Below are 21,885 nucleotides of genomic sequence, written 5' to 3' on the forward strand. Positions count from 1 at the left end.
GGTCGGACATTTTCCGGGTGATTCTGCTGGTCGCTTTCCCGGCCATCACGCTGTTTCTGATCCCCTGACACGCAACGTTCGGTGGCCCGAGCGGCGGGTTTTGCCTGACACGGGCGTTAATGCCATGAAAACAAGGGCGATGGGCTTGTCACCATCCGTACACCCCCTGTGCACCCCCCGTACACCGGCTTGAGCGTTTTCGGCGCGTCGCGCGGAGTTAAGGCCGCGTGCGGTGCGTTAACCTTAATGGGTCGTTAAGGGCGGGCTTGCCGGAATGGGAGAGGTATGCTTGGATAGTTATGTAGCATAACTAAAGGGGCGTGCATGCCGGATTTAGTGGTGGATGTTCAGGAGGCGGTTGCGGTTCTGACGCTCAATCGCCCGGAGAAGCGCAACGCCATGTCTGACGGGCTTTTGGCCGAGATCGATGCGTTCTTTTCCGCGCCGCCAGAGGGTGTGCGTGTTGCCGTCCTAACGGGGGCGGGCGGGCATTATTGTGCCGGTCTGGACCTGTCGGAGCATGTGGCGCGCGATGCCGAAGGCACCTTGCACCATTCGCGCGGATGGCATGCGCTGATGGACAAGGTGCAGGGATCTGGCCTGCCTGTTGTTTCGGCCATGACGGGCGCGGTGATTGGCGGTGGGTTGGAGTTGGCCACGTCGACCCATGTGCGGATTGCTGAGCCTGATTGTATCTTCCAGCTGCCCGAGGGGCGGCGCGGGATCTTTGTCGGGGGAGGGGCGACAGTGCGGGTTGGGCGTATCCTTGGGCCCGACCGGATGACCGAGATGATGCTGACCGGGCGCAAATACGGAACGGACGAGGCGGTGGCGCTGGGACTGGCGCATTACGCGGTTGGCCCAGGTGAGGCGCTGCCGCGCGCCTTGGAGATTGCGGCGCAGATCGCCGGGAATGCGCCATTGTCGAACTACATGATGATTCAAGGGATTGCGCGGATTGCAGACATGTCGCGGCAGGACGGGCTGTTTGTTGAAAGCTTGGCCACGGCGTTGTCTCAGACTTCGCCCGATGCTGTCGAAGGTCTGGCAGCCTTTCTTGAAAAACGCAGCCCGAGGTTTCGGTGATGGAAAAGCCAAAGGAGAAGCCCGCGGATGGCGCGTCGGACGCAGCGCTGCGTGATTTTGTTGGCTATAACATGAAACGCGCTTTCAATGTGTTGCAGGCGGATCTGGCGCGGACGTTGGAACCGTTCGGGCTGCGCATGCTGACCTTTTCTGCCCTGTCGATGATTGTTGAGAACCCGGGCCTGCGCCCCAGTCAGCTGGCCGAGGCGCTGTCTGTGGAGCGGGCGAATGTAGTGGTCTATGTGGACCAGCTGGAAGAGGCGGGATGGGTGACGCGTGCGCCGAGCGAGACGGATCGCCGGGCCTATGCCTTGCAATGCACGTTGGCGGGGCGGCAAGTCTACGAAAAAGCGCGGGCTGCGGTGCGCGCGCATGATCGGCGTATGCTGGATGGGTTGCGCGAGGTCGAGATTGCCGTGGTGAAGAAAGCGCTGATGCGGATTGAGGGGCGGGGATGACGGATCATCTGGACCTGCGGCCGCACAAGGTGGTGCGGGAGGATCGTGCCGATGGGTCGATCTTGTTGCGGTCCGGATACGAGATGTCTGCAGTCGATCGCTGCACAGGGGTATGGCTGGATCGGTGGGCGGCGCGGACACCGGATGCAGTGTTTCTGGCCGAGCGGTCCGGGGAAGGTTGGCATACGGTATCGTATTCAGATGCGCGTGCCCGCATGCGCGATCTGGCGGCCGGGCTGCTGGTGCGCGGTGTCGATGGGCCGATCCTGATCCTGTCCGGCAATTCGGTTGACCATGCGTTGCTGACGTTGGCGGCGCAATATGTTGGGCTGGTGACCATTCCTGTGGCGGCGCAATACAGCCTGATCCCGGCGGCGCGGGGGCGGTTGGAGTATGTGCGCGACCTTGTGAAGCCCGCGTTGGTCTATGCGGCCGATGATGACGCGTTTGGCGCTGCGTTGGATGTGTTTGAGTGCCCGAAGCTGGTGTCACGTGTGGTGTCTGGGCGCGCGGCAGCGTTGGATGGTTTGACCGGGGCGGCAGATGTGGATGCGGTCCATGCCGGCGTTGGGCCCGAGACCGTGGCGAAACTGCTTTTGACCTCCGGCTCTACCTCCGACCCGAATGCCGTGGTGACGACCCACGGGATGATGACCACCAATCAGGCGCAGATTCGGGATGGTTTGCCCTTTGTCTCTGCCCGCCCGCCGGTGTTGGTCGATTGGCTGCCGTGGAATCACGTGTTTGGCGGCTCGCACAACTTCAATCTGGTGCTGGCGAATGGCGGCGCGCTGTATATTGACGATGGTGCGCCGATCCCGGCGAAGTTTGCGCGCACGGTCGAGAATCTGGGGCTGGTGTCGGGCACAATCTCGTTCAACGTGCCGATTGGGTTTGCCCAATTGGTTGCGGCGATGGAGCGGGATGCGGCGCTGCGTGAGACGTATTTTCGCGATCTCGATATGATCTTTTATGCGGGTGCATCGCTCCCTCAGGAGACGTGGAGCATACTAGAGCGTATGGCAGTGGATTCGGCGGGGCGGATGCCGCTGATCACGTCAAGCTGGGGACTGACAGAGACGGCGCCTGCCGCGCTTTTGCAGCATGTGCCCGCCAAGGGCGCCGGCATTGTCGGCGTGCCGATGACTGGCGTGACTGTGAAGCTGATTAACGATGGGGCAGGGCGCATGGACGTGCGGGTGAAGGGGGGCAATGTGTTCTCTGGTTATCACGATGCGCCTGAGAAAACCGAAGAAGCTTTTGATGATGAGGGGTTTTTCATCACCGGAGATGCGATGCGTTTTGTTGATCCGGACGATATGGGCAAGGGCTTGCGCTTTGATGGGCGGTTGTCTGAAGACTTCAAGTTGAGCACGGGCATATGGGTGCAGGCGGCGCAAATCCGATTGGAGATGCTGGCGCTGCTTGGTCCGTTGGCGCAGGATGTGGTGATCTGCGGTGCCGGGCGCGACGAGGTTGGAATGTTGGTGGTTCCGGGGCCTGATGCGGTGGATGGAACGGCTGACAACGGTGCGCTATGCTGCGCAGCATCAAATTACATACGAAAGCGTATGTATACCCGATCTGAAGCCGTCTCTGGCTCGGCCCGCGTGGTGGCGCGCGCCTTGGTTTTGTCGGAGCCGCCTGACATCGGGGCAGGTGAGTTGACGGCCAAGGGCAACCTTAATTTTGCCAAGCTGCTGGAGCGCCGGGCCCACCTGGTGGACCGGCTTTATGACGACAACGATCCTGCGAGTATTGTCCTATGATTGATCTGGAAAAGGTCCGCGCCATCGACATCCACACCCATGCGGAAGAGCCGTGTGGGTGTCATGCGGATGACGGCTATGATGACTTGCAATCGACCATGGCGGAGTATTTCCGTGCGCCCTGGAAACATCCGCCGACCGTGCCCGAGACGGCGGCACATTACCGGGCGCAGAACATTGCCGCCGTGATCTTTCCTGTCGATGCCGAGCGGGAGACGGGCTACCGCCGCTACGCCAATGAAGAGGTGGCGGAGATTGCCGCCGAAAACAGCGACATCCTGATCCCCTTTGCCAGTATTGACCCGTGGAAGGGCACGATGGGTGTGCGCGAGGCCAAGCGACTGATGCGCGACTTTGGCATCAAGGGGTTCAAGTTTCATCCGACCATGCAGGGCTTTTATGCCAATGATCGCATGGCCTATGACCTGTATCGCGCGATCGAGGATGAGGGCGGCATTGCCCTGTTTCACACCGGGCAGACAGGGGTTGGTTCTGGCATGCGCGGGGGCAATGGGATGCGCCTGAAGTATTCGAACCCGATGTATATGGATGATGTGGCTGTCGATTTCCCGGACCTGAAGATCATTCTGGCCCACCCATCCTTTCCCTGGCAGGAGGAAGCGCTGGCCGTCGCGCAGCACAAGCCGAATGTTTATATCGACCTGTCGGGTTGGTCGCCGAAGTATTTTCCTCCGATCCTTGTGCGATACTGCAATTCGATCCTGCGCAAGAAGATGCTGTTTGGGTCGGACTGGCCCATGATCGCGCCCGAACGGTGGCTCAACGATTTCGATGGGATCGACATCAAGGACGAGGTGCGCCCCGGCATTTTGAAGGATAATGCGGCGCGGTTGCTTGGATTGCATTAAATTGCCCACTGCCCGGCGGGCGGTTGCGGCAATTGGGCGCGGGATGCAGGATAAAGCATCTTCATGAGTCTTTGGGAGGGGACGCATGGCAAACGCGGCATCGTATTTCGTGGATCGACATGTCACCGAGGGGCGGGGCGACAAGGTTGCTTTTCGCGAGGTCGGCACGGGACGCAACCTGACCTATGGCACGCTGGCCGGCGCATCGGGGCGCGCCGGGGCGGCGTTTCTAGCGGCGGGTATCCGGCCCGAGGAACGGGTGGCCATACTGGTGCTGGATCAGATGGAGTTTCCGATCCTGTTCTGGGGCGCTCTCAAGGCCGGAGTCATTCCGGTGCCGCTGAACACGTTACTGGCGACCCCCGTTTATGACGCCATCCTGCGCGATAGTCGCGCCACGATGTTGGTTGTGTCGGAAGCGTTGTGGGAGGCCGTGGCGCCCGTTTTGGCGGACAATCCGCACCTGCGCCGGGTCGTGGTGATTGGCGATGCCCGGGATGGAGCCGAGACCTACGAAAATTTCATGGCCAGGGCTGACGGCCCCATTGCGCCTTTTGAGGCCAAGGACGACGAGACGGCCTTCTGGCTTTATTCCTCGGGCTCGACCGGGCAACCCAAGGGCGTGCATCACATCCATTCGGCCCTGCGGGCCACGGCTGACACCTATGGCGCACAGGTTCTGCAGGTGCGTGAAGACGACGTGGTGTTTTCGGCGGCCAAGTTCTTTTTCGCCTATGGCCTGGGCAACGCGATGACTTTTCCCATGTCGGTTGGGGCAACGGTCGTGATCTTTGGTGGGCGGCCCACGCCGGATATCATGGTGCAGGTGATTGCTGACGAACAGCCGACCGTCTTCTGCGGCGTCCCAACGCTCTATGCTGCGATGGTTGCGCATTTGGAGGCGGAAGGTACGCCCGATGCGCCCTTGCGTACGTGCATTTCCGCTGGCGAAGCTTTGCCGGAGGATGTTGGCACTCGTTGGGAAAAGTTGACCGGTGTGCCGATTCTGGATGGGGTTGGATCGACCGAGATGCTGCATATCTTTCTATCCAATGCACCGGGTGACGTCGTGTATGGCACGTCGGGTGTGCCTGTGCCGGGCTATGAGGTACGGCTGGTGGATGAGCATGGCGCAGATGTCGGCACGGGCGAAGTGGGCGAGTTGCTGGTCAATGGGGCGTCGGCCGCGGGCGGCTATTGGAACCGGCGCGACAAAACTCGCGAGACATTCGAAGGCGTATGGACGCGGACAGGTGACAAATACGAGCGCCGCGAAGATGGGCGGTATGTTTACTGTGGGCGGACGGATGACATGTTCAAGGTGTCTGGCATCTGGGTCAGCCCCTTCGAGGTGGAGCAGGCCATTACGTCTCATGCATCCGTGTTGGAGTGCGCTGTCGTGGCGATGAAGGATGCGGACGGCTTGGACAAACCCAAGGCCTTTGTCGTGCCGCATGGGCAACGCCCCGAGGGCTTGGAAGAGGTGCTCAAGGATCATGTGAAGGACCGCGTGGGCAAGTGGAAGTATCCGCGCTGGGTCGAATGTGTGGACAGCCTGCCCAAGACGGCGACAGGCAAGATCCAAAGGTTCAAGCTGCGCGAGGATGTGTGATGGAGTGGTCGGCGGGTACGGTTTCGGTTGCGGGGCAGGTGCTGGACTATGCGTGTTGGGGTCCTGCGCCCGGTGACGCGCCAACGCTGGTGATGTTGCATGAGGGGCTTGGATCTGTCGGTCTGTGGCGGGACTGGCCTGCCGAGCTGGCTGCTGCGACCGGCATGGGGGTGCTGGCCTATTCCCGTGCGGGATATGGTCGGTCTTCGACCGTCACTTTGCCACGCCCGCTGGACTACATGAGCCGCGAGGCGGTTGATGTTCTGGGACCGCTCATGGATGCCGCCGGGATCGAGCATGCCGTGTTGCTGGGCCATTCGGACGGCGCGACAATTGCGGGCATCTATGCCGGGACGGTGTCGGATATGCGCGTGCGGGGACTGATCCTGATCGCGCCGCACTTCTTTACGGAGCCCGAGGGGTTGGAGGCCATTCGCGCGGCGAAGGTGGCCTATGAAACGGGCGACCTGAAAGACCGGTTGGCGCGCCATCACGATGATCCTTACGTGGCCTTTTACGGGTGGCATGACGCCTGGACCGATCCCGGCTTTGTCGCTTGGAATGTGGCGGATGCGATTGATCACTGGCGCATTCCGGCGCTGGTCGTGCAAGGGGCCGAGGATGCTTATGGCACGCTCGCGCAGGTGCGCGAGGTCGAGGAACGTGCCTATTCCCCCGTCGAAGCGCTGATCGTGGATGGCGCGGGACATGCGCCACATCAGGATGCGCCCGAGATCGTGACACCTGCGGTGGCAGGGTTCTGCGAGACGTTGATCGCGCTGGAGGATGCCCCCTCGGAGGCGCATTAAAGTGCATTAAATTGCTGTATGTGGCGGCATATTGTGCATTTTTACCAAGCTGCGTTGTAGCATACTGCCACTTTCGACCTTGCAAGGTGCATGTGATTCATGACCCAGATCATCGATTTTCGCACTGACCCGTCCCGATATCGCCATTGGCGTGTGGACTATGATGGCCCAGTGGCGACCCTGTGGATGGATGTGGATGAAGATGGCGGATTGTTCGATGGGTATCAGTTGAAGCTGAATTCCTACGATCTTGGCGTCGACATCGAGTTGAATGATGTGGTGCAGCGGATGCGCTTCGAGCATCCGGAAGTGAAGGTGGTTGTGATGAAATCCGCTAAGGACCGGGTGTTTTGCGCAGGTGCCAACATCCGGATGCTGGGCGGGGCGGCGCATTCCCACAAGGTGAACTTCTGCAAGTTCACGAACGAGACGCGCAACACCTACGAGGCGGCGGAGGCTGAGAGTGGGCAGAAATACGTGGCGGCTGTGAAAGGCGCCTGCGCCGGTGGCGGATACGAACTGGCCTTGGCGTGCAATCACATCATGCTGACGGATGACTCGACCTCTTCGGTTGCCTTGCCCGAGGTGCCGCTGCTGGCGGTGCTGCCGGGGACAGGTGGCCTGACCCGTGTGACCGACAAGCGGATGGTGCGGCGGGATCGGGCGGATGTATTCTGTTCGACCGAGGAAGGCGTGAAGGGCAAGCGGGCCGTGCAGTGGAAACTGGTGGACGAGGCGGTGCCCAACGCCCGCTTTGACGAGGTTGTTGCGGCACGGGCGGCCGAGTTTGCGGACGCCTCGGATAAGCCGGATGTGGCGCAGGGGATTGCGTTGGGGCCGATTGAGCGAACCGTGTCTGACGATGGGTCGGTGTCCTATGGAATGGTCGAGGTGACCGTGGATCGCGCGGCGCGGCGGGCGGAGATTTTGATCAAGGGGCCGGAGGGTGATGCCCCTGCGGACGTGGATGCATTGGTGGCGGAGGGTGATCAATCCTACATCCTGCGCTTGGCGCGGGAGTTGGAGGATGCCATCCTGCATCTGCGCCTGAACGAGATGGAGGCCGGCCTGTGGGTGATCCGCAGCCAAGGCGATCCGGACGCTGTTCTGGCGCATGAGGCGTTGATCCTGGATAACCCTGATCACTGGCTGGGCAACGAAATCCGGCACTACTGGAAGCGTGTGCTGAAGCGGGTCGATGTGACCTCCCGATCATTGGTGGCGCTGGTCGAGCATGGGAGTTGCTTTGCCGGTGTGCTGGCCGAGCTGATCTGGGCGGTGGATCGGTCCTACATGATGGAGGACGAGTTCGAGGGCGACAATCGCCCCCTTGCCACCATCACCTTGAGCGAAGGGAATTTCGGCGCCTACCCGATGGGCAATGATCTGACCCGGTTGCAGACACGGTTCTACGGATCGGACGATGCCGAGGGGCTGCGCGATCAGATTGGCGAGGCGCTTGAGGCTGAGGAGGCTGATGACACGGGGCTGGTGACCGAGATCCTGGATGACATCGATTGGGAGGATGAAATTCGTATCTTCCTAGAAGAACGTGCGAGCTTCTCACCCGACGCCATGACGGGGATGGAGGCGAACCTGCGCTTTGCGGGGCCGGAGACGATGGAGACGCGCATCTTTGGGCGTCTCACCGCATGGCAGAACTGGATCTTCAACCGCCCCAACGCGGTTGGCGAAGACGGCGCGTTGCAGCGGTACGGGACCGGTGTGCGCGGAGATTTCAATATGGAACGTGTGTAACGGGCCAAGGTTTTTCGGACGAAAAATCTTTGGCTCCCGGAGGAGATGAAGACATGACTGTGATGAACGTCAGCTATGACACCCAAATCCCCAACAATGTGGGGCTGAGCCAGGATCGTAAGGTGCTGAAAGCCCTCGAGAAATGGCACCCCGGTTACATCAACTGGTGGAATGACCTGATCCCGCAGAATTTTCAGGAAAGCATGGTCTATCTGCGCACTGCTGTGAGCGTGGACCCCAAGGGTTGGGCCAAGTTCGATTACGTGAAGATGCCGGAATATCGGTGGGGTGTTTTGTTGGCTCCTGCCGTTGAGGATCGGCGTATTCCCATGGGGGAACATTACGGTGAACCCGCTTGGCAGGAAGTCCCGGGCGAGTATCGCAACATGCTCAAGCGCCTGATCGTGATCCAGGGCGATACCGAGCCGGGGTCGGTTGAACAGCAGCGCTTTCTTGGGCTGACGGCGCCCAGCCTGTACGACATGCGCAACCTGTTTCAGGTCAATGTGGAAGAAGGCCGGCACCTGTGGGCCATGGTCTACCTGCTGCAAAAGTATTTCGGCAAGGATGGGCGTGAGGAGGCGGATGATATGCTGGTCCGTTCTTCCGGCTCGGACGAGGCGCCGCGGATGCTGGGGGCTTTCAACGAGGAAACGCCAGACTGGTTGTCCTTTTTCATGTTCACCTATTTCACCGACCGTGATGGCAAGATGCAGCTCGAAAGCCTTGCGCAGTCCGGCTTTGACCCGCTGTCCCGCACCTGCCGCTTCATGCTGACCGAGGAGGCGCACCACATGTTTGTGGGTGAGACGGGTGTGACGCGGACCATTCAGGCGACCTTGGCCGCGATGCAGGAGAACGGGATCGACGATCCTTATGACATCGACAAAATCCGCGATCTGGGTGTGATCGACCTGCCTACGATCCAGAAAAAGCTGAACCTGCACTACACGCTGAGCCTTGATCTGTTCGGACAAGAGGTCAGCACGAACGCCGCCAATGCCTTTAACGCCGGTATCAAAGGCCGCTACATGGAGCAGCGGATCGAGGACGATCACAAGCTGACAAATGACACCTACAAGGTGGCGAGCATTGTCGATGGCAAGATCGTCACCGAGGATGTGCCCGCCCTGACGGCCATCAACATGCGGTTGCGCGATGACTATGTGCGCGATGCCTCCGGTGGTTTGCGCCGTTGGAACAAGCAGATTTCGCGCACGGGCATCGACTTTGAATTGAAGCTGCCACATGAGGGATTCCACCGGAAGATCGGCGTCTTCGCGAACCAGCCCATCACGCCGGAAGGCACCTTTATCAGTCAGGAAGAGTGGGATGCGCGCGCGTCTGAATGGCTGCCGACCAAGGAAGACGGCGCCTTTATCCAGTCCTTGATGAAGCCGTGCTATGAGCCCGGAAAATACGCAAGCTGGATTTCGCCGCCCCGCGTGGGAATCGATAACAAGCCAGGGGATTTCGAATATGTTAAGCTGCATATGGCCTGATGGAGGATGTTATGCAGATCGACAGAACAGCCCTTACAGACGATGCACCGATCCAGCGCCCATTTTGCGCGCTGGAATGCGACGGATGCACCGGAATGTGCCTTGCGCTTTACATGATGCTGACGCGGGACGAGCAAGACGAAATGTGCCGCCGGTACAAAGCCGCGGAACCCGAACGCGTGCACTAGGGAGCGTTGAATGAAAGTTGGAATTTACTACGGGTCCGAGACGGGCAATTCCGAGATGTTGTGCGAAGACATTGAGGCGGAACTGGGCGAAGGGTTCGACTGCGATATCCAGAGCCTTGCTGATGTGGACCCGGCGGCGATGGAGAAGGACACGTTCTACATCATCGTGACCTCGACCTATGGCAATGGTGATCTGCCATCCACCGCGTTACCTTTTGAAGAGGCTTTGAACGAGGGTAAACCAGACCTGAGTGGTGTGCGTTTTGCGATTTTCGGGCTGGGCGACATGGTGTTCGCCGAGACGTTCAATCATGGCTCGATGAAGCTGAGTGACATGCTGAAAGCGCAGGGGGCTGTTCAGGTGGGTGAACGTGGTCTGCACGATGCATCCGGGTTCGATATGCCCGAGGACGTGGCTCTGCCTTGGGTGCAGGGGATCATGGGCCTGATGGCAGCGGACAAGGCTGCTTGAGCGCAGCTTTCCAACATGAAATCCGGGTCACATGGGGCGATTGTGATCCGGCCAAGATTGCCTATACCGGCCGCCTGCCTTGGTTTGCGCTGGACGCCATAAACGCGTGGTGGGAGGCCCATCTGGGCGGGGATGGCTGGTATCAGCTTGAGCTGGATCGCAATATTGGCACGCCCTTTGTCCATATGAGCATGGATTTTCGATCGCCGGTCACACCCCGTCACCGTTTGATTTGTTCTGTTTGGCCGAGCCGTTTGGGCGAAAAATCCGTGACTTTTCGTGTGGATGGGCATCAAGACGGGGTGCTGTGCTTTGAGGGCACGTTCACGTGTGTTTTTGTTGTCGCGGACAAATTCAAGAGCTGTTCCGCGCCACCGGACCTGCGCGCGGTGATTGCCCCCCACATATGCGACGTTTGAATAGTTGATCAGTTGGGAATGCGCCCTACAACATCCTGATAAGACCAAAAAAACGTGCGCATGACATCACCACGACCCATACCCGACGGAGCCGTTCCGATGATTGCACGCCTTGCGACCCGTGTTCGCGCGGCACGCGAGGCGTTGGGTCTGCCGCGCCGTGCATTATCCGAGCGGTCAGGCGTATCCCCGCGCTACCTTGCGCAGCTTGAGGCGGGGGAGGGCAATATCTCGGTCATTCTGCTGGAGCGCGTTGCGACTGCTTTGAATGTCCGGATTGAGGACCTACTGTCCGAATCCGCCCCGATGGATGGAGACGTGGCGCGGGTGGCGCGTTTGTACCAGGCTGCGCCGTCACAGGTTCAAGGGCGTGTGCGCGCGTTGTTGGCCCCGCAGAACCCGATGGCGTTGCGCGGTCAGCGTATTTGCCTGGTTGGGTTGCGCGGGGCAGGCAAATCGACTTTGGGCCGCTTGGCCGCAGAGAAGTTGAAGATACCGTTCATCGAGTTGAACCAGGAGGTCGAAGCCAAAGCCGGCATGCCCTTGTCCGAGGTTATGGGCCTCTATGGGCAGGACGGATACCGCGCGCTGGAGGCCGAGGCAGTCTCGCAGGTGGTGGCCCGACACGACAAACTGATCCTTGCCGTCGCGGGCGGTATTGTTGGCGACAAGGCGACCTATGACATGGTGCTGGAACGCTTCCACACCATTTGGGTGCGCACCAGCGCTGGCGAGCATATGGCCCGTGTGCGCGCGCAGGGTGATCTGCGGCCCATGGAGGGCAACCCGGCGGCCATGGAGCAACTGAAGGCGCTCCTGACCACGCGCACACCAGCCTATGAACGGGCCCTGGCGCAGGTCGATACATCATCCAAGCCCGTCTCCATGTCAGTGAACGAGTTGCTGGCCATCATCGCCAAGCATCGTTTCCTGGAAGGTTTGGGGGCGTGAGCGCGGCCGTTGCGCCGCTACAGGATGTCTTCTGGCGCGCGTGCGAGCGGCTGCTTTACCGGCACACAACCCCTTGGGAACTCGATGAGGCATTGGTGGTCTGGGGGTATGGGCTTGGTCCATGTGAGGCGCAGGATCTGATCGGTCTGGATGTGGTTCTGCGTGTCCGCGATGGGGCAGATGTGACACCGGTGTTGCCGCGCATGGTTGCCGAAGGGCGTATGGGAAAGCGGTTCGGCTGGGGCTACTATCGGTATCCTGGGGGCGGTGGTGCCGTCATCGATCCGCTGATCGAGGATTTGATCTGTGAAGAGGCATGGTTCGCGAAGGTCCCGCGCACAGAGTTGGCGGGGGATGTTTTGGTGACCCGCCTGCACGACGAGATGCGGGACGCGTTGCTTGCGGATATGGATGCCGCCGTGCGACTATTACATTTTCCAGCGGATCGGTTGGCGGTGATCTGAGGGCGCCGTGCGGACGCTGTTTGGCTGTGCCAAATGCGCCCCGCCCGTGCGGATTTTCAAAAAGTAAAGGGGCCGCGCGGTGGCGGCCCCTTTCAGTTCCTTGATCCCGAGGTTCAGGTCCAGGCGACCTTTGCCGGGCGGAATTCATAGGTGATGTGGTGTTCACCACCCACCAGACCTTCCTTGGTGTGGTTGGTCAGCGACCGCCAGTAAGGCTGGATTGTCACACCTGCGTCCTGAATCATCTTCTCACCGATGGCCATCAGCTTGCGGCGCTCTTCCACGTCCGCTGTAGCCAGTGCTTTCTTCAGGTTCTCGTCGAACTCAGGGCTGGACCAGCCAAACTCGTTCCAGGCTTCGCCCGAACGGTAGGCCAGCGCCCAGATCTGGACGCCCAGAGGGCGGTGGTTCCAGTTGGTCGAGCTGAACGGGTACTTGGCCCAGTCGTTCCAGAAGGTCGAGCCGGGCAGAACTGTCCGTTTGACGTTGATGCCCGCATCGCGCAGCTGGGCAGCCACCGCGTCGGTGGTGTCCTTGCGGTAGCCATCGTCGATCGAGATCAGCTCATGCTCGAAGTCACCCATGCCAGCCTCGTCCATCAGGGCCTTGGCGCCTGCAGGATCGACCTCCATCGGGGGCAGTTCGGCATATTCCGGGTGGAAGGGTGCGACGTGGTGGTTTTCGGCAACTTCGCCGCGGCCACCGATACCCAGTTCGAGCAGGATGTTGTTGTCGACGGCCATGGTGATGGCGCGGCGCACGCGCTCGTCTTCGTAGGGGCGCTTGCCATCGACTTCGGCCAACTGGTTGGGCCGGATTACGATGGTGGCAGCGGTCACGATGTCATTCTGGACCATGCCGTCGATCGACGCGATCAGATCCACAAAGTCACCGTCGACCGAGTAGTTCATGTCGACTTCGTCAGCTTCCGATGCGGCCATCCAGGCGGCGGGGTCGGTGCCGTAGTCGATATACTCGATCCGGTCCATGTAGGGGCCGCCTGCGACTTCTGTGCCCCACCAGGTGTGGTCGGCGTTCTTGACCAGCACGCCCTTCACGCCCACTTCGAGCGATTCCGGCAGGTAGGGGCCGGTGCCGATGGGGTTGCTGAGCGCCGTGTCAGCCGTGTAGCTGCTGTGCACGATAGCCGCCGGATAGTCCGCCATGCCGGCGATCAGCGAGATGTCGGAGGCGGGCAGGTTCAGTTTGACGGTATGGCTGTCGACCACTTCAATTGCACCTTCAATGGCCTTGTTGGTGTCGGCGTCGATCAGCGTGTTGAAGCGACCGGCCATCGAGTTGCCTTCGAGGTCCTTTTCGCACCAGCCAGCGATGTTGCGGGCCACGTCGTCGGCGGTGAAGTCTTCGCCGTTGTTCCACTTCACGCCTTTGCGGACATTCAGGGTGTAGACGGTGGCGTCGTCGTTGATTTCCCAGCTTTCCAGCAGCGAGGGCTGGAAGGTGCCGTCGTTCTCGTAGGTCACCAGATATTCAAGCCAGCCACGTGAGAAGTTGGCAATCTGTGACCAGTCATAGGTGCGCGGGTCCTTCAGCGCGCGGACTTCGGTTTGGTAGCGGAGCGTGCCACCCACCTTGTGCCCTGCAGCCTTGGCGGCGGGCGCGGTCAGGCCAAGCATGCCGTAGGCAACGGCAGCCGTGGCACCAAAGCTGCTGGCCGTGGCCAGGAACTCGCGGCGGTTGATCGGATCAGCGCCGACTTTAGCCGCTGAATCCACAATGGATTTCGGCAGCGGCTTGCCGGTACGGGTCATAAAAGTCATGTTCTTCCTCTCTGTTGGCGTCGCGAACAGATGTTCACGCCCTTATGTGGTCAGGGTGAGTGCCCGACCCTTTGGTGTTGCAGTTTCCCTGCGTTTTTTCGCCACCCCTTCCCGGGAGACGCCCGGAGTTCAAACGATCAGGCGCATGGCGTCAACCCCATCGTCGGGGGCAGTGCACATAGAAATAGTCGACAGGAATCCGATACTTTTGTGATTCCACGCCGTTCTCAGGCCCAAAACCGCCTTTTACCGGGATATGGGCACGTGATTGGGCATTTCGCCGACTGAGTGCGGGGAGACGGCTGCCAGGTCATGTTTGTGTTGTCCGAGCAGGATTGCGCCCGTCCACTGGCGCACGTCTAGCCTGCAATTGCAGTCACATGAGCGTTTTGGGCGCTGGCTGCAGCGGCACGCGACCGGATAGCAGATCGGCGGTGTGGGTGACGTCGCATGTCAGCAGCTCGGTCAACTGGGCGCCGTCGACTGTGACGGCCGCTGCGCCAAGAGCACGGGCTGCATCGGTTGTGATTGCTGGCAGCCAATCCCCCATGGGAGGGTCCAAATGTGCGGTGACGCTAGCAAGCGCCAATGCGGCACGAGGATCATGCGCGCCAACAGGGCAAAAGGCGTCAGCCACATTGTCGGAACCGACGACGATAGGCACGCCGGCGTCCCGTAGTTCTCTCAGCCGGGTGATCCCGCGCCGATCTGGCGTGCCGTCGGTACGGCCTTGTAGGTAAAGATTGGTGATAGGCAGCGCGCACACCGTGATGCCTGCGCGCGCGAGTTTGTCCGCGACGCGTTGTACGTCGTGCGAAGGCCTGTCCATCAGGCTGACGCAATGGCCGCAGAGGATCGGGCGGTCAAAACCGGTCTCCAGCGCCACATCGGCAATCTGCTCCAGACCGTTGAGCGCACCAAGGCCTTCGTCTACGTGAAAATCCAGCATCAAGCCGTGTTCGGAGGCCGTGGCAAAAAGGGCTTCCAACCCCGAGCGTGTTTGCTCGTGCCCGTGGACAAATGCGCCAAGCACGCCATCGGTGAAGGACAGAACCTTGCCCACGGTTGTGGCAAATTCGGGATAGATCCACTGATCAATGCTGGTCAGGGCCGAGAGTTGTAGGCCCGGGTGATCCTCGGCCAGTTCGACCAGTACGGACCACGACAGTGGCGGTGCTGGCTCGTCCCCCCAATCGATATGGCTTCTGATCAGTTCGCAGCCATTCTGTTGCGCTTCCTTTAACCCACTGGCGGCGCGTGTGCGAATGTCGTCTTCGTCCCAATGGATTTTGTCGGCACGCTGGCTGGCGAGGGCATGGTGTAGGTCGCCGCCCACCTGACCCAGCCGGCTGATGGTGTAACACTTGTCGAGATGGCAATGCGGTTCGACCAATTTGGGCAGGACCATCCGGGTTGCGTTGCCGGTCGGAGTATCAAGCGCGATCAACCGTCCGTCTTTCACAACTGGCGCACCGTGCACGCAATCTCCATGTGCAACGCCGCCGAAACGATGCGGGTCCTTGATCATGGATGTGGGAACCAGGATGTCAGTCATGAAAGTTCAATCAGTACCAAAAACTATTAAATCAAATCGATGCAGGTCACACTTAACGGTTGCACACCTTTCATGGTGGTGCCCACAGATATAAAGATTTGCCTGGGCTTAGGAAAATTACTGTCGCGCTGTTGAAGAACCGCCATGTCATGTCGTCCCCTTCGTGAAAGCGAATGTCAGCGGCGTTTGGGCACAGGCCCGAGCCAGAACTACACTCGGACGGTTTCAAATTTTGGTGGGCCGCGCAAGCCTGCGCTTCGCAGAACAGTCGCGTCGGAACTGATCATGCCTGGGTTGGCAGTTCTATCTTGGGTTCAGTCCTGGCTGTCACTGTGATCGTGTCGGATCAGCTTCCACATTGTCCAGATCAAAGTGCCGCCAAAGAACAACGTCGCCAGACCAATGGCTTCCCACCCGGCGGGGCCATGCGGGATGCCACGAAAGATCAGGGCGCCGATCAGAAGGGAAAATCCGACAAGCGAGAACCAGAAGCGGAATAGCAGATCACCCCGGGTCGGACCGTGTTTGTTCGTCATGTTCCTGTGCCTCGCATTACCAGCACTGTTTCAGGGTGCTTTCAGAAGTACATCAGCGTTTGTAGGGATCGTCCAGCGCCGCAAGGATTGTGCCACTGCATGTTCCGAAGCCGATGCGGTATCCGTCGCCCCGCGCATGACCGGCTAGTATCAGTGTGTCACCGTCCTCAAGGAACGTACGCGTCTCTCCCGTATCCAGCGTGATGGGTTCCTTGCCACCCCAACTGAGTTCCAGCAGGCTCCCGCGTTCCGGTTTCGTCGGGCCAGAGATGGTGCCAGACCCCAAAAGATCCCCCACATTCATCGGGCAGCCGGACGTGCTGTGATGCGCCAGTTGCTGAGCGGACGAGTAATACATCTCGCGGTAGTTGGTTCGGGCGATGGTTGTCGCCGCCTTCCCCTCGGGCGCAAGCGTGACGCTCAGGTCGATGTCATAGAGCATCGGGCCGGCGTCCTTGAGGTGGTCGAGCAGTTCAAATTCGCTGTCGGGTGTGGACGTGCGGAAGGGTTCCAGCGCTGCCTTGGTTACAATCCATGGGCTGATAGAGGTTGCGGTTGCCTTGGCCTGAAACGGGCCAAGTGGTTGGTATTCCCACGCCTGAATGTCGCGTGCTGACCAGTCGTTTAGCAGCACATAGCCAAAGATTGCGGCGTCGGCCTCGTCCACAGTGATGGGGCCGTCCGAAGCCATGCCGACAATGGCACCCATTTCCAGCTCAAGATCGAAACGGCGCGACGGCAGGAATGCAGGCAGGTCGTGATCCGGTGACTTCAATTGCCCCCAAGGGCGGCGGATGTCGGTGCCTGAGACAACCACAGAAGAAGCGCGTCCATTGTAGCCGATGGGGATATGCAGCCAGTTCGGTGGTAGTGCGTTTTCGGGACCACGGAACATTGTGCCCACATTTGTGGCGTGGTGACGGCCCGCGTAGAAGTCGGTGAATTCCGACACAACCAGTGGCATGTGCAGCGTTGCATCCGTCATGGGCACAAGCAGCGGTTCGACAAGCGCCTGATCCTTGGACCCCTCGACGAGCAGGTCGGTGAGCCGGTTGCGCAAGGCCGTCCAGACCGCGGGCCCTTGCTCCATCAACTCGTTCCAGAAGGGCACATCGAACAAAGGCTCGTCCGTGAGGTCGATGATCCCCTGTTCCTCGGCTGCGTACATGTCAAATATCATGTCCCCGATGGCCACGCCACAGCGGGCATCAAGCATGTCAGTCGAGAAGACGCCGTAGGGCAGGTTGTTCAGAGGGAAGTCGGTCTCGGCGCTATTGGCACCGGACACCCATGAGGAATTCAGCGGCATCGTAAGGTCCTACGTGAAATCAGGAATTGAAAGAGTTGGAGTTGGGGCGGGCGCGGTCAGTCCGATCTGCAGCCAACCGGTTGGCGAATGAGAAGACGGGAAGGCAATCAATCCGATCCGCCCCCGCCAACGTGATCCGATCCTTCGAGGCGTCGACCTGGTTGCGTGCGCGTATGATCCAGAGGAGCGACGTGATCCTTCTTGGATCGCCAGGACCAGATGACGCCACCGACAAGACCGACAAAGACAGCAATAGCGATAAGGCCGGGGTCAATCATTTCTTGCCCGGCGTCCCATCGAATTTCTTCTCAATATCCGTCCAACAGTCGATGTAATCGTCCTGTAGGGGCGCCTCTTGCGCGGCAAACTGGGTCAGGTGTTGTGGAAAGCGGGTTTCGAACATGAATGACATCGTACTGTCGAGCTTGTGTGGTTCAAGACTGGCATTGCTGGCCCCTTCGAACGCGTTTTTGTCCGGCCCGTGCGGCAGCATCATATTGTGTAGGGACATGCCCCCGGGCACGAACCCTTTCGGTTTGGCATCGTACTGGCCGTAAATGTTGCCCATCAATTCCGACATGATGTTCTTGTGATACCACGGCGGGCGGAACGTGTCTTCGGCCACCATCCAGCGTTCGCGGAACAGCACAAAGTCGATATTGGCGACGCCCGGTTGGCCGGAGGGCGCGGTCAGCACGGTGAAGATCGACGGGTCGGGGTGATCAAACAGGATGGCTCCCACAGGGCAGTAGGTTTTCAGGTCGTATTTTAGTGGCGCATAGTTTCCGTGCCATGCCACCACATCCAGCGGTGAGTGGCCAATCTCCGTTTCATGGAATTGGCCGCACCATTTGATCGTAAGGGTCGAGGGGACCTGGCGGTCTTCGAATGCGGCGACTGGGGTTTTGAAATCACGCGGGTTTGCCATGCAATTTGCACCGATGGGGCCGCGCCCCGGCAATTCAAACTTCGCGCCATAGTTTTCGCAGACAAAGCCGCGTGCGGGGCCTTCCAGAACTTCGACCCGGTAGACAAGACCACGTGGCAGGATTGCGATGTCCTGCGGCTCCACGTCGATGATCCCCAGTTCGGTGCAAAAGCGCAGCCGCCCTTCCTGCGGCACCACAAGCAGCTCGCTGTCGGCCGAGAAGAAGTAAGCATCCTTCATCGACGCGGTCACCAGGTAGATATGGCTGGCCATGCCCACCTGCGTGTTCACATCGCCCGCTGTCGTCATGGTGCGCATGCCGGTCAGCCATGTCAGGTCCTGATCGGTGTGTGGCACAGGATCCCAGCGGTATTGACCCAAGCTGGTCACATCTTCCGGGATGTGCGGCGCGGATTTCCAATAGGGTAGGTCGATGCGGTTGTACCGACCGGAATGCTTTACCGAGGGACGGATGCGGTAGCACCATGTCCGTTCAGGCCGCACATCGGTAAAGGCTGTGCCACTCAGTTGCTCGCCATAAAGCCCGTAATTGCATTTCTGGGGCGAATTCATCCCCTCGGGCAGAGCACCTGGCAGCGCTTCGGTTTCGAAATCATTGCCGAAGCCAGGCATGTACCCTTCGGTGATACCCGCCCCGGACGGGGCCTGGATCATGGAATGCGGCGCGGATTGGCGGTTCATGGCGATCCCTCTTGCGGAATTGGTTGTTGATGTAATAGTTGTTTTTGTAACTAACAAGCGATGCCCCGATGAAATCAACCAAAGACTTCGATGTCCGTCAGTTCCTTCCCTATCTACTGAACCAGGCGGCCGAGGCTTCGAGCCTTGAGTTCCAGAAGGTCTATAAAGACAAGTATGGGATGTTGCGGAACGAGTGGCGGGTGCTGTTCCACCTAGGCATCTATGGCCGCATGACGGCCAGCGACATTGGTGCGCGGGCGCAGATGCACAAAACCAAGATCAGCCGCGCGGTGCAAAGGCTGGCGGAGCGCCGATACCTGACCCGTACGCGCGCAGATACCGATCGACGTGTGGAATACCTGACGCTGACATCGGTCGGGCAGCAGGTCTATCGCGATTTGAAAGGCATCGCGCAGGACTACGATGCAGCCCTGACAGACGGTATTTCAGCCGAAGAGGCGAAGATGTTGCGCGGCTTGCTATTGCGTCTGGCGCAGCGAGACTAGGATCAGAAATCGACCTCGATCTCGGGCAGGTTCAATGCCTTGATCAGGTCCCGCAACTCTTGTCTTGCCGCAACATTCGAGATGTTCAGTTGCTTCACCCCGATGTCCTTGAGATCGAGCAGGGTGAGCCCGCGCGGGAACAATTCACGGAAAATCACCCGTTCGGAGAAGCCCGGGGCGATGCGAAAGCCGATACGTTTGGCTAGCAACTTGATGGCGCGTTCCATCTTTTCCTTGTTGACCATGCGCTGGGCGCCCATGCGGTTGCGCAGCACGATCCAGTCGATGGGCTTCAGGCCCGCTTGAGCACGCAACTGGCGGGCGTTCCAAACCATCTCGGAATAGACTGAGGGGCCAAGGATCTTCTCGCCCGTTGAATCGATCCGTGCCAGCAGGTCGAAATCGACAAAGCTGTCATTCAGCGGCGTAATTAACGTGTCGGCCAGTGAATGCGCGACCTGGCTGAGACGCGTGTGAGAGCCTGGGCAGTCAATCAGGATAAAGTCGTTGTCGGGTTCCAGCGTTGCAACGGCGGCGCTGAGCCTGTGGTCATAGATGTTTTCGCCGGGCTTGAGCTGCGCGGCGTCAATTTCGGGCAGGTCGTGCACATCGGGTGATGGCAGGTCGAGGTCAGCCGACGCCAGAAACGTGCGACGGTTTTCGACATAGCGTCCGAATGTCCGCTGCCTCAGGTCAAGATCAAGTGCGCTGACTTTCTTGCCCGCACGCGCCAATGCCGTGGCCACATGCATCGACACGGTGGACTTGCCAGCCCCGCCCTTTTCGTTGCCGACAACAATGATATGCGCCATGATTGTCCCCTTACCGCACATCCGCTTTGCGAATTTTGGGCCACTATATGTTGTGTTCACACCCATTGAAAGCGGGCTTGGAAACTTTCCTGCGGCACCGTGGCGCGGTGATTGCACATCGAAGCTGTTAGCGCTATCAGGCACCCTGTGATAATCTATGGCCAAACCGAGATGAGGAGATAGGAGAGCAAGATGCCCCTGCACTCTACACTTGAGCGCGTGACAGAGCGCGTAATCGAACGCAGCGCGCCGTCACGGCGTCGGTATCTGGACCGGATGGCTGCTGCCAAGTCCCAAGGCCCGGCCCGCGCGCACCTGTCCTGCAGTGGTCAGGCCCATGCGTTTGCCGCCGCTGGCCCTGATCAATCCCGGCTGGCCGAAGCCAGCGTTGGCAATCTTGGGATTGTCACGGCTTACAATGACATGCTCTCGGCGCACCAGCCGTTCGAGACTTACCCAACCCTGATCCGCGACGCGATCCGGGCGGAGGGCGGAACGGCGCAAGTGGCAGGCGGCGTGCCCGCCATGTGCGACGGCGTGACCCAAGGCGAAGCGGGCATGGAGTTGAGTCTGTTTTCCCGCGATGTGATCGCGATGGCGACGGGCGTGGCGTTGTCGCATAACGTTTTCGATGCCGCCGTCTTTCTTGGCGTTTGTGACAAGATCGTGCCAGGCCTGATCATCGCCGCCCAATCCTTTGGTCACATGCCAGCCGTGTTCCTGCCCGCGGGTCCGATGACAAGCGGTCTGTCCAACGATGAAAAGGCCAAGGTGCGTCAGAAGTTTGCTGCGGGTGAAGCCACGCGCGAAGAGCTGCTCGCCTCAGAAATGGCCGCCTACCATGGCCCGGGCACCTGTACCTTCTATGGGACGGCCAACACCAACCAGATGTTGATGGAGTTCATGGGCTTGCACTTGCCCGGCTCGTCCTTCGTGAACCCGAACACGCCGCTGCGCGACGCGCTGACTGTTGAAGGGGCCAAGCGTGCGTTGTCCTTGTCAGCCCTTGGCAACAATTACACGCCGGTTTGCAATATCCTGGATGAGAAGGCGTTCGTGAACGGGATCGTCGGTCTGAATGCAACTGGCGGATCCACCAACCTGTTGATCCACCTGATCGCCATGGCGCGGGCCGGGGGCATTGTGCTGGATTGGGAAGATTTCTGCGATCTGTCCGAAGTGACGCCGCTGATCGCACGCGTTTATCCCAACGGTCTGGCGGACGTGAACCATTTCCACGCAGCAGGTGGCCTTGGCTTTATGATTGGCGAGTTGTTGGGCGCGGGTCTGCTGCATGCTGACACGCAGACGGTCGCGGGCGAGGGGTTGGAGAATTATACCCAAGAACCCAAGCTGATCGATGGCGCGCTGACTTGGAAGCCGGGCGCTGGCAAAAGCC

The 21,885-nt window shown here is 59.9% G+C and carries 22 protein-coding genes; 15 read left to right on the plus strand and 7 right to left on the minus strand.

The genetic code is table 11. The features are described 5' to 3' along the window. The first annotated feature begins 324 nt into the window (after positions 1 to 324). The 13 genes from AC6RA8_RS13675 to AC6RA8_RS13735 all read left to right on the plus strand — a co-directional run bounded on the left by AC6RA8_RS13675 (position 325) and on the right by AC6RA8_RS13735 (position 12,357). Positions 325 to 1,086, plus strand: a complete 762-nt coding sequence (locus AC6RA8_RS13675) for a crotonase/enoyl-CoA hydratase family protein (RefSeq protein WP_500353292.1) — start codon at positions 325 to 327, stop codon at positions 1,084 to 1,086. After that, positions 1,086 to 1,544 (plus strand): MarR family winged helix-turn-helix transcriptional regulator, encoded by a 459-nt coding sequence (locus AC6RA8_RS13680; protein WP_500353293.1) that lies wholly within the window; start codon positions 1,086 to 1,088, stop codon positions 1,542 to 1,544. Before AC6RA8_RS13675 ends, AC6RA8_RS13680 begins: the two co-directional genes overlap by 1 nt. Beyond that, positions 1,541 to 3,313 carry an AMP-binding protein gene (locus tag AC6RA8_RS13685; RefSeq protein ID WP_500353294.1) on the plus strand — a complete coding sequence of 591 codons (1,773 nt, stop codon included), beginning with the start codon at positions 1,541 to 1,543 and terminating at the stop codon, positions 3,311 to 3,313. Before AC6RA8_RS13680 ends, AC6RA8_RS13685 begins: the two co-directional genes overlap by 4 nt. After that, positions 3,310 to 4,182 carry an amidohydrolase family protein gene (locus AC6RA8_RS13690; RefSeq protein WP_500353295.1) on the plus strand — a complete coding sequence of 291 codons (873 nt, stop codon included), beginning with the start codon at positions 3,310 to 3,312 and terminating at the stop codon, positions 4,180 to 4,182. Before AC6RA8_RS13685 ends, AC6RA8_RS13690 begins: the two co-directional genes overlap by 4 nt. Before the next feature lie 85 nt (positions 4,183 to 4,267). After that, the gene (locus tag AC6RA8_RS13695; RefSeq protein ID WP_500353296.1) at positions 4,268 to 5,794 is read left to right on the plus strand and encodes a benzoate-CoA ligase family protein; all 1,527 of its coding nucleotides are present in this window, start codon (positions 4,268 to 4,270) and stop codon (positions 5,792 to 5,794) included. Further along, the gene (locus tag AC6RA8_RS13700) at positions 5,794 to 6,603 is read left to right on the plus strand and encodes an alpha/beta fold hydrolase (protein ID WP_500353297.1); all 810 of its coding nucleotides are present in this window, start codon (positions 5,794 to 5,796) and stop codon (positions 6,601 to 6,603) included. The genes AC6RA8_RS13695 and AC6RA8_RS13700 overlap by 1 nt, the downstream gene beginning before the upstream one ends. Before the next feature lie 99 nt (positions 6,604 to 6,702). After that, a complete protein-coding gene (gene boxC / locus AC6RA8_RS13705; RefSeq protein ID WP_500353298.1) occupies positions 6,703 to 8,361 on the plus strand; it encodes a 2,3-epoxybenzoyl-CoA dihydrolase in 1,659 nt (552 codons plus the stop codon). Between the two features lie 53 nt (positions 8,362 to 8,414). Beyond that, positions 8,415 to 9,863, plus strand: coding sequence for a benzoyl-CoA 2,3-epoxidase subunit BoxB (boxB, locus tag AC6RA8_RS13710; RefSeq protein ID WP_500353299.1), 1,449 nt, complete (start codon positions 8,415 to 8,417; stop codon positions 9,861 to 9,863). Positions 9,864 to 9,874: 11 nt separating this feature from the next. Further along, on the plus strand, positions 9,875 to 10,051 hold the full coding sequence (locus AC6RA8_RS13715; RefSeq protein ID WP_500353300.1) for a hypothetical protein: 177 nt from the start codon (positions 9,875 to 9,877) through the stop codon (positions 10,049 to 10,051). A gap of 10 nt (positions 10,052 to 10,061) precedes the next feature. After that, complete coding sequence (locus AC6RA8_RS13720; RefSeq protein WP_500353301.1) at positions 10,062 to 10,523, plus strand: flavodoxin domain-containing protein; 462 nt, start codon at positions 10,062 to 10,064, stop codon at positions 10,521 to 10,523. After that, positions 10,520 to 10,942, plus strand: coding sequence for an acyl-CoA thioesterase (locus AC6RA8_RS13725; RefSeq protein ID WP_500353302.1), 423 nt, complete (start codon positions 10,520 to 10,522; stop codon positions 10,940 to 10,942). The genes AC6RA8_RS13720 and AC6RA8_RS13725 overlap by 4 nt, the downstream gene beginning before the upstream one ends. A 99-nt stretch (positions 10,943 to 11,041) precedes the next feature. After that, positions 11,042 to 11,893 carry a helix-turn-helix transcriptional regulator gene (locus tag AC6RA8_RS13730; protein ID WP_500353303.1) on the plus strand — a complete coding sequence of 284 codons (852 nt, stop codon included), beginning with the start codon at positions 11,042 to 11,044 and terminating at the stop codon, positions 11,891 to 11,893. Next, positions 11,890 to 12,357 (plus strand): 3-hydroxyacyl-CoA dehydrogenase family protein, encoded by a 468-nt coding sequence (locus AC6RA8_RS13735; protein ID WP_500353304.1) that lies wholly within the window; start codon positions 11,890 to 11,892, stop codon positions 12,355 to 12,357. Before AC6RA8_RS13730 ends, AC6RA8_RS13735 begins: the two co-directional genes overlap by 4 nt. Positions 12,358 to 12,470: 113 nt before the next feature. On the opposite strand, the gene AC6RA8_RS13740 is transcribed toward AC6RA8_RS13735, so the two are convergent. The 6 genes from AC6RA8_RS13740 to hmgA all read right to left on the minus strand — a co-directional run bounded on the left by AC6RA8_RS13740 (position 12,471) and on the right by hmgA (position 19,168). Beyond that, entirely contained in the window at positions 12,471 to 14,138 is a 1,668-nt protein-coding gene (locus tag AC6RA8_RS13740; RefSeq protein WP_500353305.1) for an ABC transporter substrate-binding protein, read from the minus strand. Between the two features lie 376 nt (positions 14,139 to 14,514). After that, positions 14,515 to 15,693 carry an amidohydrolase family protein gene (locus tag AC6RA8_RS13745; RefSeq protein ID WP_500353306.1) on the minus strand — a complete coding sequence of 393 codons (1,179 nt, stop codon included), beginning with the start codon at positions 15,691 to 15,693 and terminating at the stop codon, positions 14,515 to 14,517. Between the two features lie 314 nt (positions 15,694 to 16,007). Beyond that, positions 16,008 to 16,229, minus strand: coding sequence for a hypothetical protein (locus tag AC6RA8_RS13750; protein ID WP_500353307.1), 222 nt, complete (start codon positions 16,227 to 16,229; stop codon positions 16,008 to 16,010). Between the two features lie 52 nt (positions 16,230 to 16,281). Next, positions 16,282 to 17,538 (minus strand): fumarylacetoacetase, encoded by a 1,257-nt coding sequence (gene fahA, locus AC6RA8_RS13755; protein WP_500353308.1) that lies wholly within the window; start codon positions 17,536 to 17,538, stop codon positions 16,282 to 16,284. A 107-nt stretch (positions 17,539 to 17,645) separates the two neighbouring features. After that, positions 17,646 to 17,816, minus strand: coding sequence for a hypothetical protein (locus AC6RA8_RS13760; protein ID WP_500353309.1), 171 nt, complete (start codon positions 17,814 to 17,816; stop codon positions 17,646 to 17,648). Beyond that, the gene (hmgA, locus tag AC6RA8_RS13765) at positions 17,813 to 19,168 is read right to left on the minus strand and encodes a homogentisate 1,2-dioxygenase (protein WP_500353310.1); all 1,356 of its coding nucleotides are present in this window, start codon (positions 19,166 to 19,168) and stop codon (positions 17,813 to 17,815) included. The genes AC6RA8_RS13760 and hmgA overlap by 4 nt, the downstream gene beginning before the upstream one ends. A 68-nt stretch (positions 19,169 to 19,236) precedes the next feature. Between hmgA and AC6RA8_RS13770 the strand changes: the two genes are divergently transcribed. After that, positions 19,237 to 19,674 (plus strand): MarR family winged helix-turn-helix transcriptional regulator, encoded by a 438-nt coding sequence (locus AC6RA8_RS13770; RefSeq protein ID WP_500353311.1) that lies wholly within the window; start codon positions 19,237 to 19,239, stop codon positions 19,672 to 19,674. 2 nt (positions 19,675 to 19,676) lie between these two features. Here the strand turns inward: AC6RA8_RS13770 and AC6RA8_RS13775 are convergent, their stop codons facing one another. Further along, on the minus strand, positions 19,677 to 20,486 hold the full coding sequence (locus tag AC6RA8_RS13775; protein ID WP_500353312.1) for a division plane positioning ATPase MipZ: 810 nt from the start codon (positions 20,484 to 20,486) through the stop codon (positions 19,677 to 19,679). Positions 20,487 to 20,678: 192 nt separating this feature from the next. On the opposite strand from AC6RA8_RS13775, the gene AC6RA8_RS13780 reads away from it, so the two are divergent. Then, a partial coding sequence (locus AC6RA8_RS13780) for a dihydroxy-acid dehydratase domain-containing protein (RefSeq protein WP_500353313.1) occupies positions 20,679 to 21,885 on the plus strand: 1,207 nt, incomplete at its 3' end.

It is taken from the genome of Tateyamaria sp. (genome assembly GCF_059783535.1).

What these genes read in the sequence shown, in the direction of transcription:
- AC6RA8_RS13675 (WP_500353292.1), top strand. Translation starts at nt 325, where the DNA reads ATGCCGGATTTAGTGGTGGATGTTCAGGAGGCGGTTGCGGTTCTGACG.
- AC6RA8_RS13680 (WP_500353293.1), top strand. Translation starts at nt 1,086, where the DNA reads ATGGAAAAGCCAAAGGAGAAGCCCGCGGATGGCGCGTCGGACGCAGCG.
- AC6RA8_RS13685 (WP_500353294.1), top strand. Translation starts at nt 1,541, where the DNA reads ATGACGGATCATCTGGACCTGCGGCCGCACAAGGTGGTGCGGGAGGAT.
- AC6RA8_RS13690 (WP_500353295.1), top strand. Translation starts at nt 3,310, where the DNA reads ATGATTGATCTGGAAAAGGTCCGCGCCATCGACATCCACACCCATGCG.
- AC6RA8_RS13695 (WP_500353296.1), top strand. Translation starts at nt 4,268, where the DNA reads ATGGCAAACGCGGCATCGTATTTCGTGGATCGACATGTCACCGAGGGG.
- AC6RA8_RS13700 (WP_500353297.1), top strand. Translation starts at nt 5,794, where the DNA reads ATGGAGTGGTCGGCGGGTACGGTTTCGGTTGCGGGGCAGGTGCTGGAC.
- boxC (WP_500353298.1), top strand. Translation starts at nt 6,703, where the DNA reads ATGACCCAGATCATCGATTTTCGCACTGACCCGTCCCGATATCGCCAT.
- boxB (WP_500353299.1), top strand. Translation starts at nt 8,415, where the DNA reads ATGACTGTGATGAACGTCAGCTATGACACCCAAATCCCCAACAATGTG.
- AC6RA8_RS13715 (WP_500353300.1), top strand. Translation starts at nt 9,875, where the DNA reads ATGCAGATCGACAGAACAGCCCTTACAGACGATGCACCGATCCAGCGC.
- AC6RA8_RS13720 (WP_500353301.1), top strand. Translation starts at nt 10,062, where the DNA reads ATGAAAGTTGGAATTTACTACGGGTCCGAGACGGGCAATTCCGAGATG.
- AC6RA8_RS13730 (WP_500353303.1), top strand. Translation starts at nt 11,042, where the DNA reads ATGATTGCACGCCTTGCGACCCGTGTTCGCGCGGCACGCGAGGCGTTG.
- AC6RA8_RS13740 (WP_500353305.1), bottom strand. Translation starts at nt 14,138, where the DNA reads ATGACTTTTATGACCCGTACCGGCAAGCCGCTGCCGAAATCCATTGTG.
- AC6RA8_RS13745 (WP_500353306.1), bottom strand. Translation starts at nt 15,693, where the DNA reads ATGACTGACATCCTGGTTCCCACATCCATGATCAAGGACCCGCATCGT.
- AC6RA8_RS13750 (WP_500353307.1), bottom strand. Translation starts at nt 16,229, where the DNA reads ATGACGAACAAACACGGTCCGACCCGGGGTGATCTGCTATTCCGCTTC.
- fahA (WP_500353308.1), bottom strand. Translation starts at nt 17,538, where the DNA reads ATGCCGCTGAATTCCTCATGGGTGTCCGGTGCCAATAGCGCCGAGACC.
- AC6RA8_RS13760 (WP_500353309.1), bottom strand. Translation starts at nt 17,816, where the DNA reads ATGATTGACCCCGGCCTTATCGCTATTGCTGTCTTTGTCGGTCTTGTC.
- hmgA (WP_500353310.1), bottom strand. Translation starts at nt 19,168, where the DNA reads ATGAACCGCCAATCCGCGCCGCATTCCATGATCCAGGCCCCGTCCGGG.
- AC6RA8_RS13770 (WP_500353311.1), top strand. Translation starts at nt 19,237, where the DNA reads ATGAAATCAACCAAAGACTTCGATGTCCGTCAGTTCCTTCCCTATCTA.
- AC6RA8_RS13775 (WP_500353312.1), bottom strand. Translation starts at nt 20,486, where the DNA reads ATGGCGCATATCATTGTTGTCGGCAACGAAAAGGGCGGGGCTGGCAAG.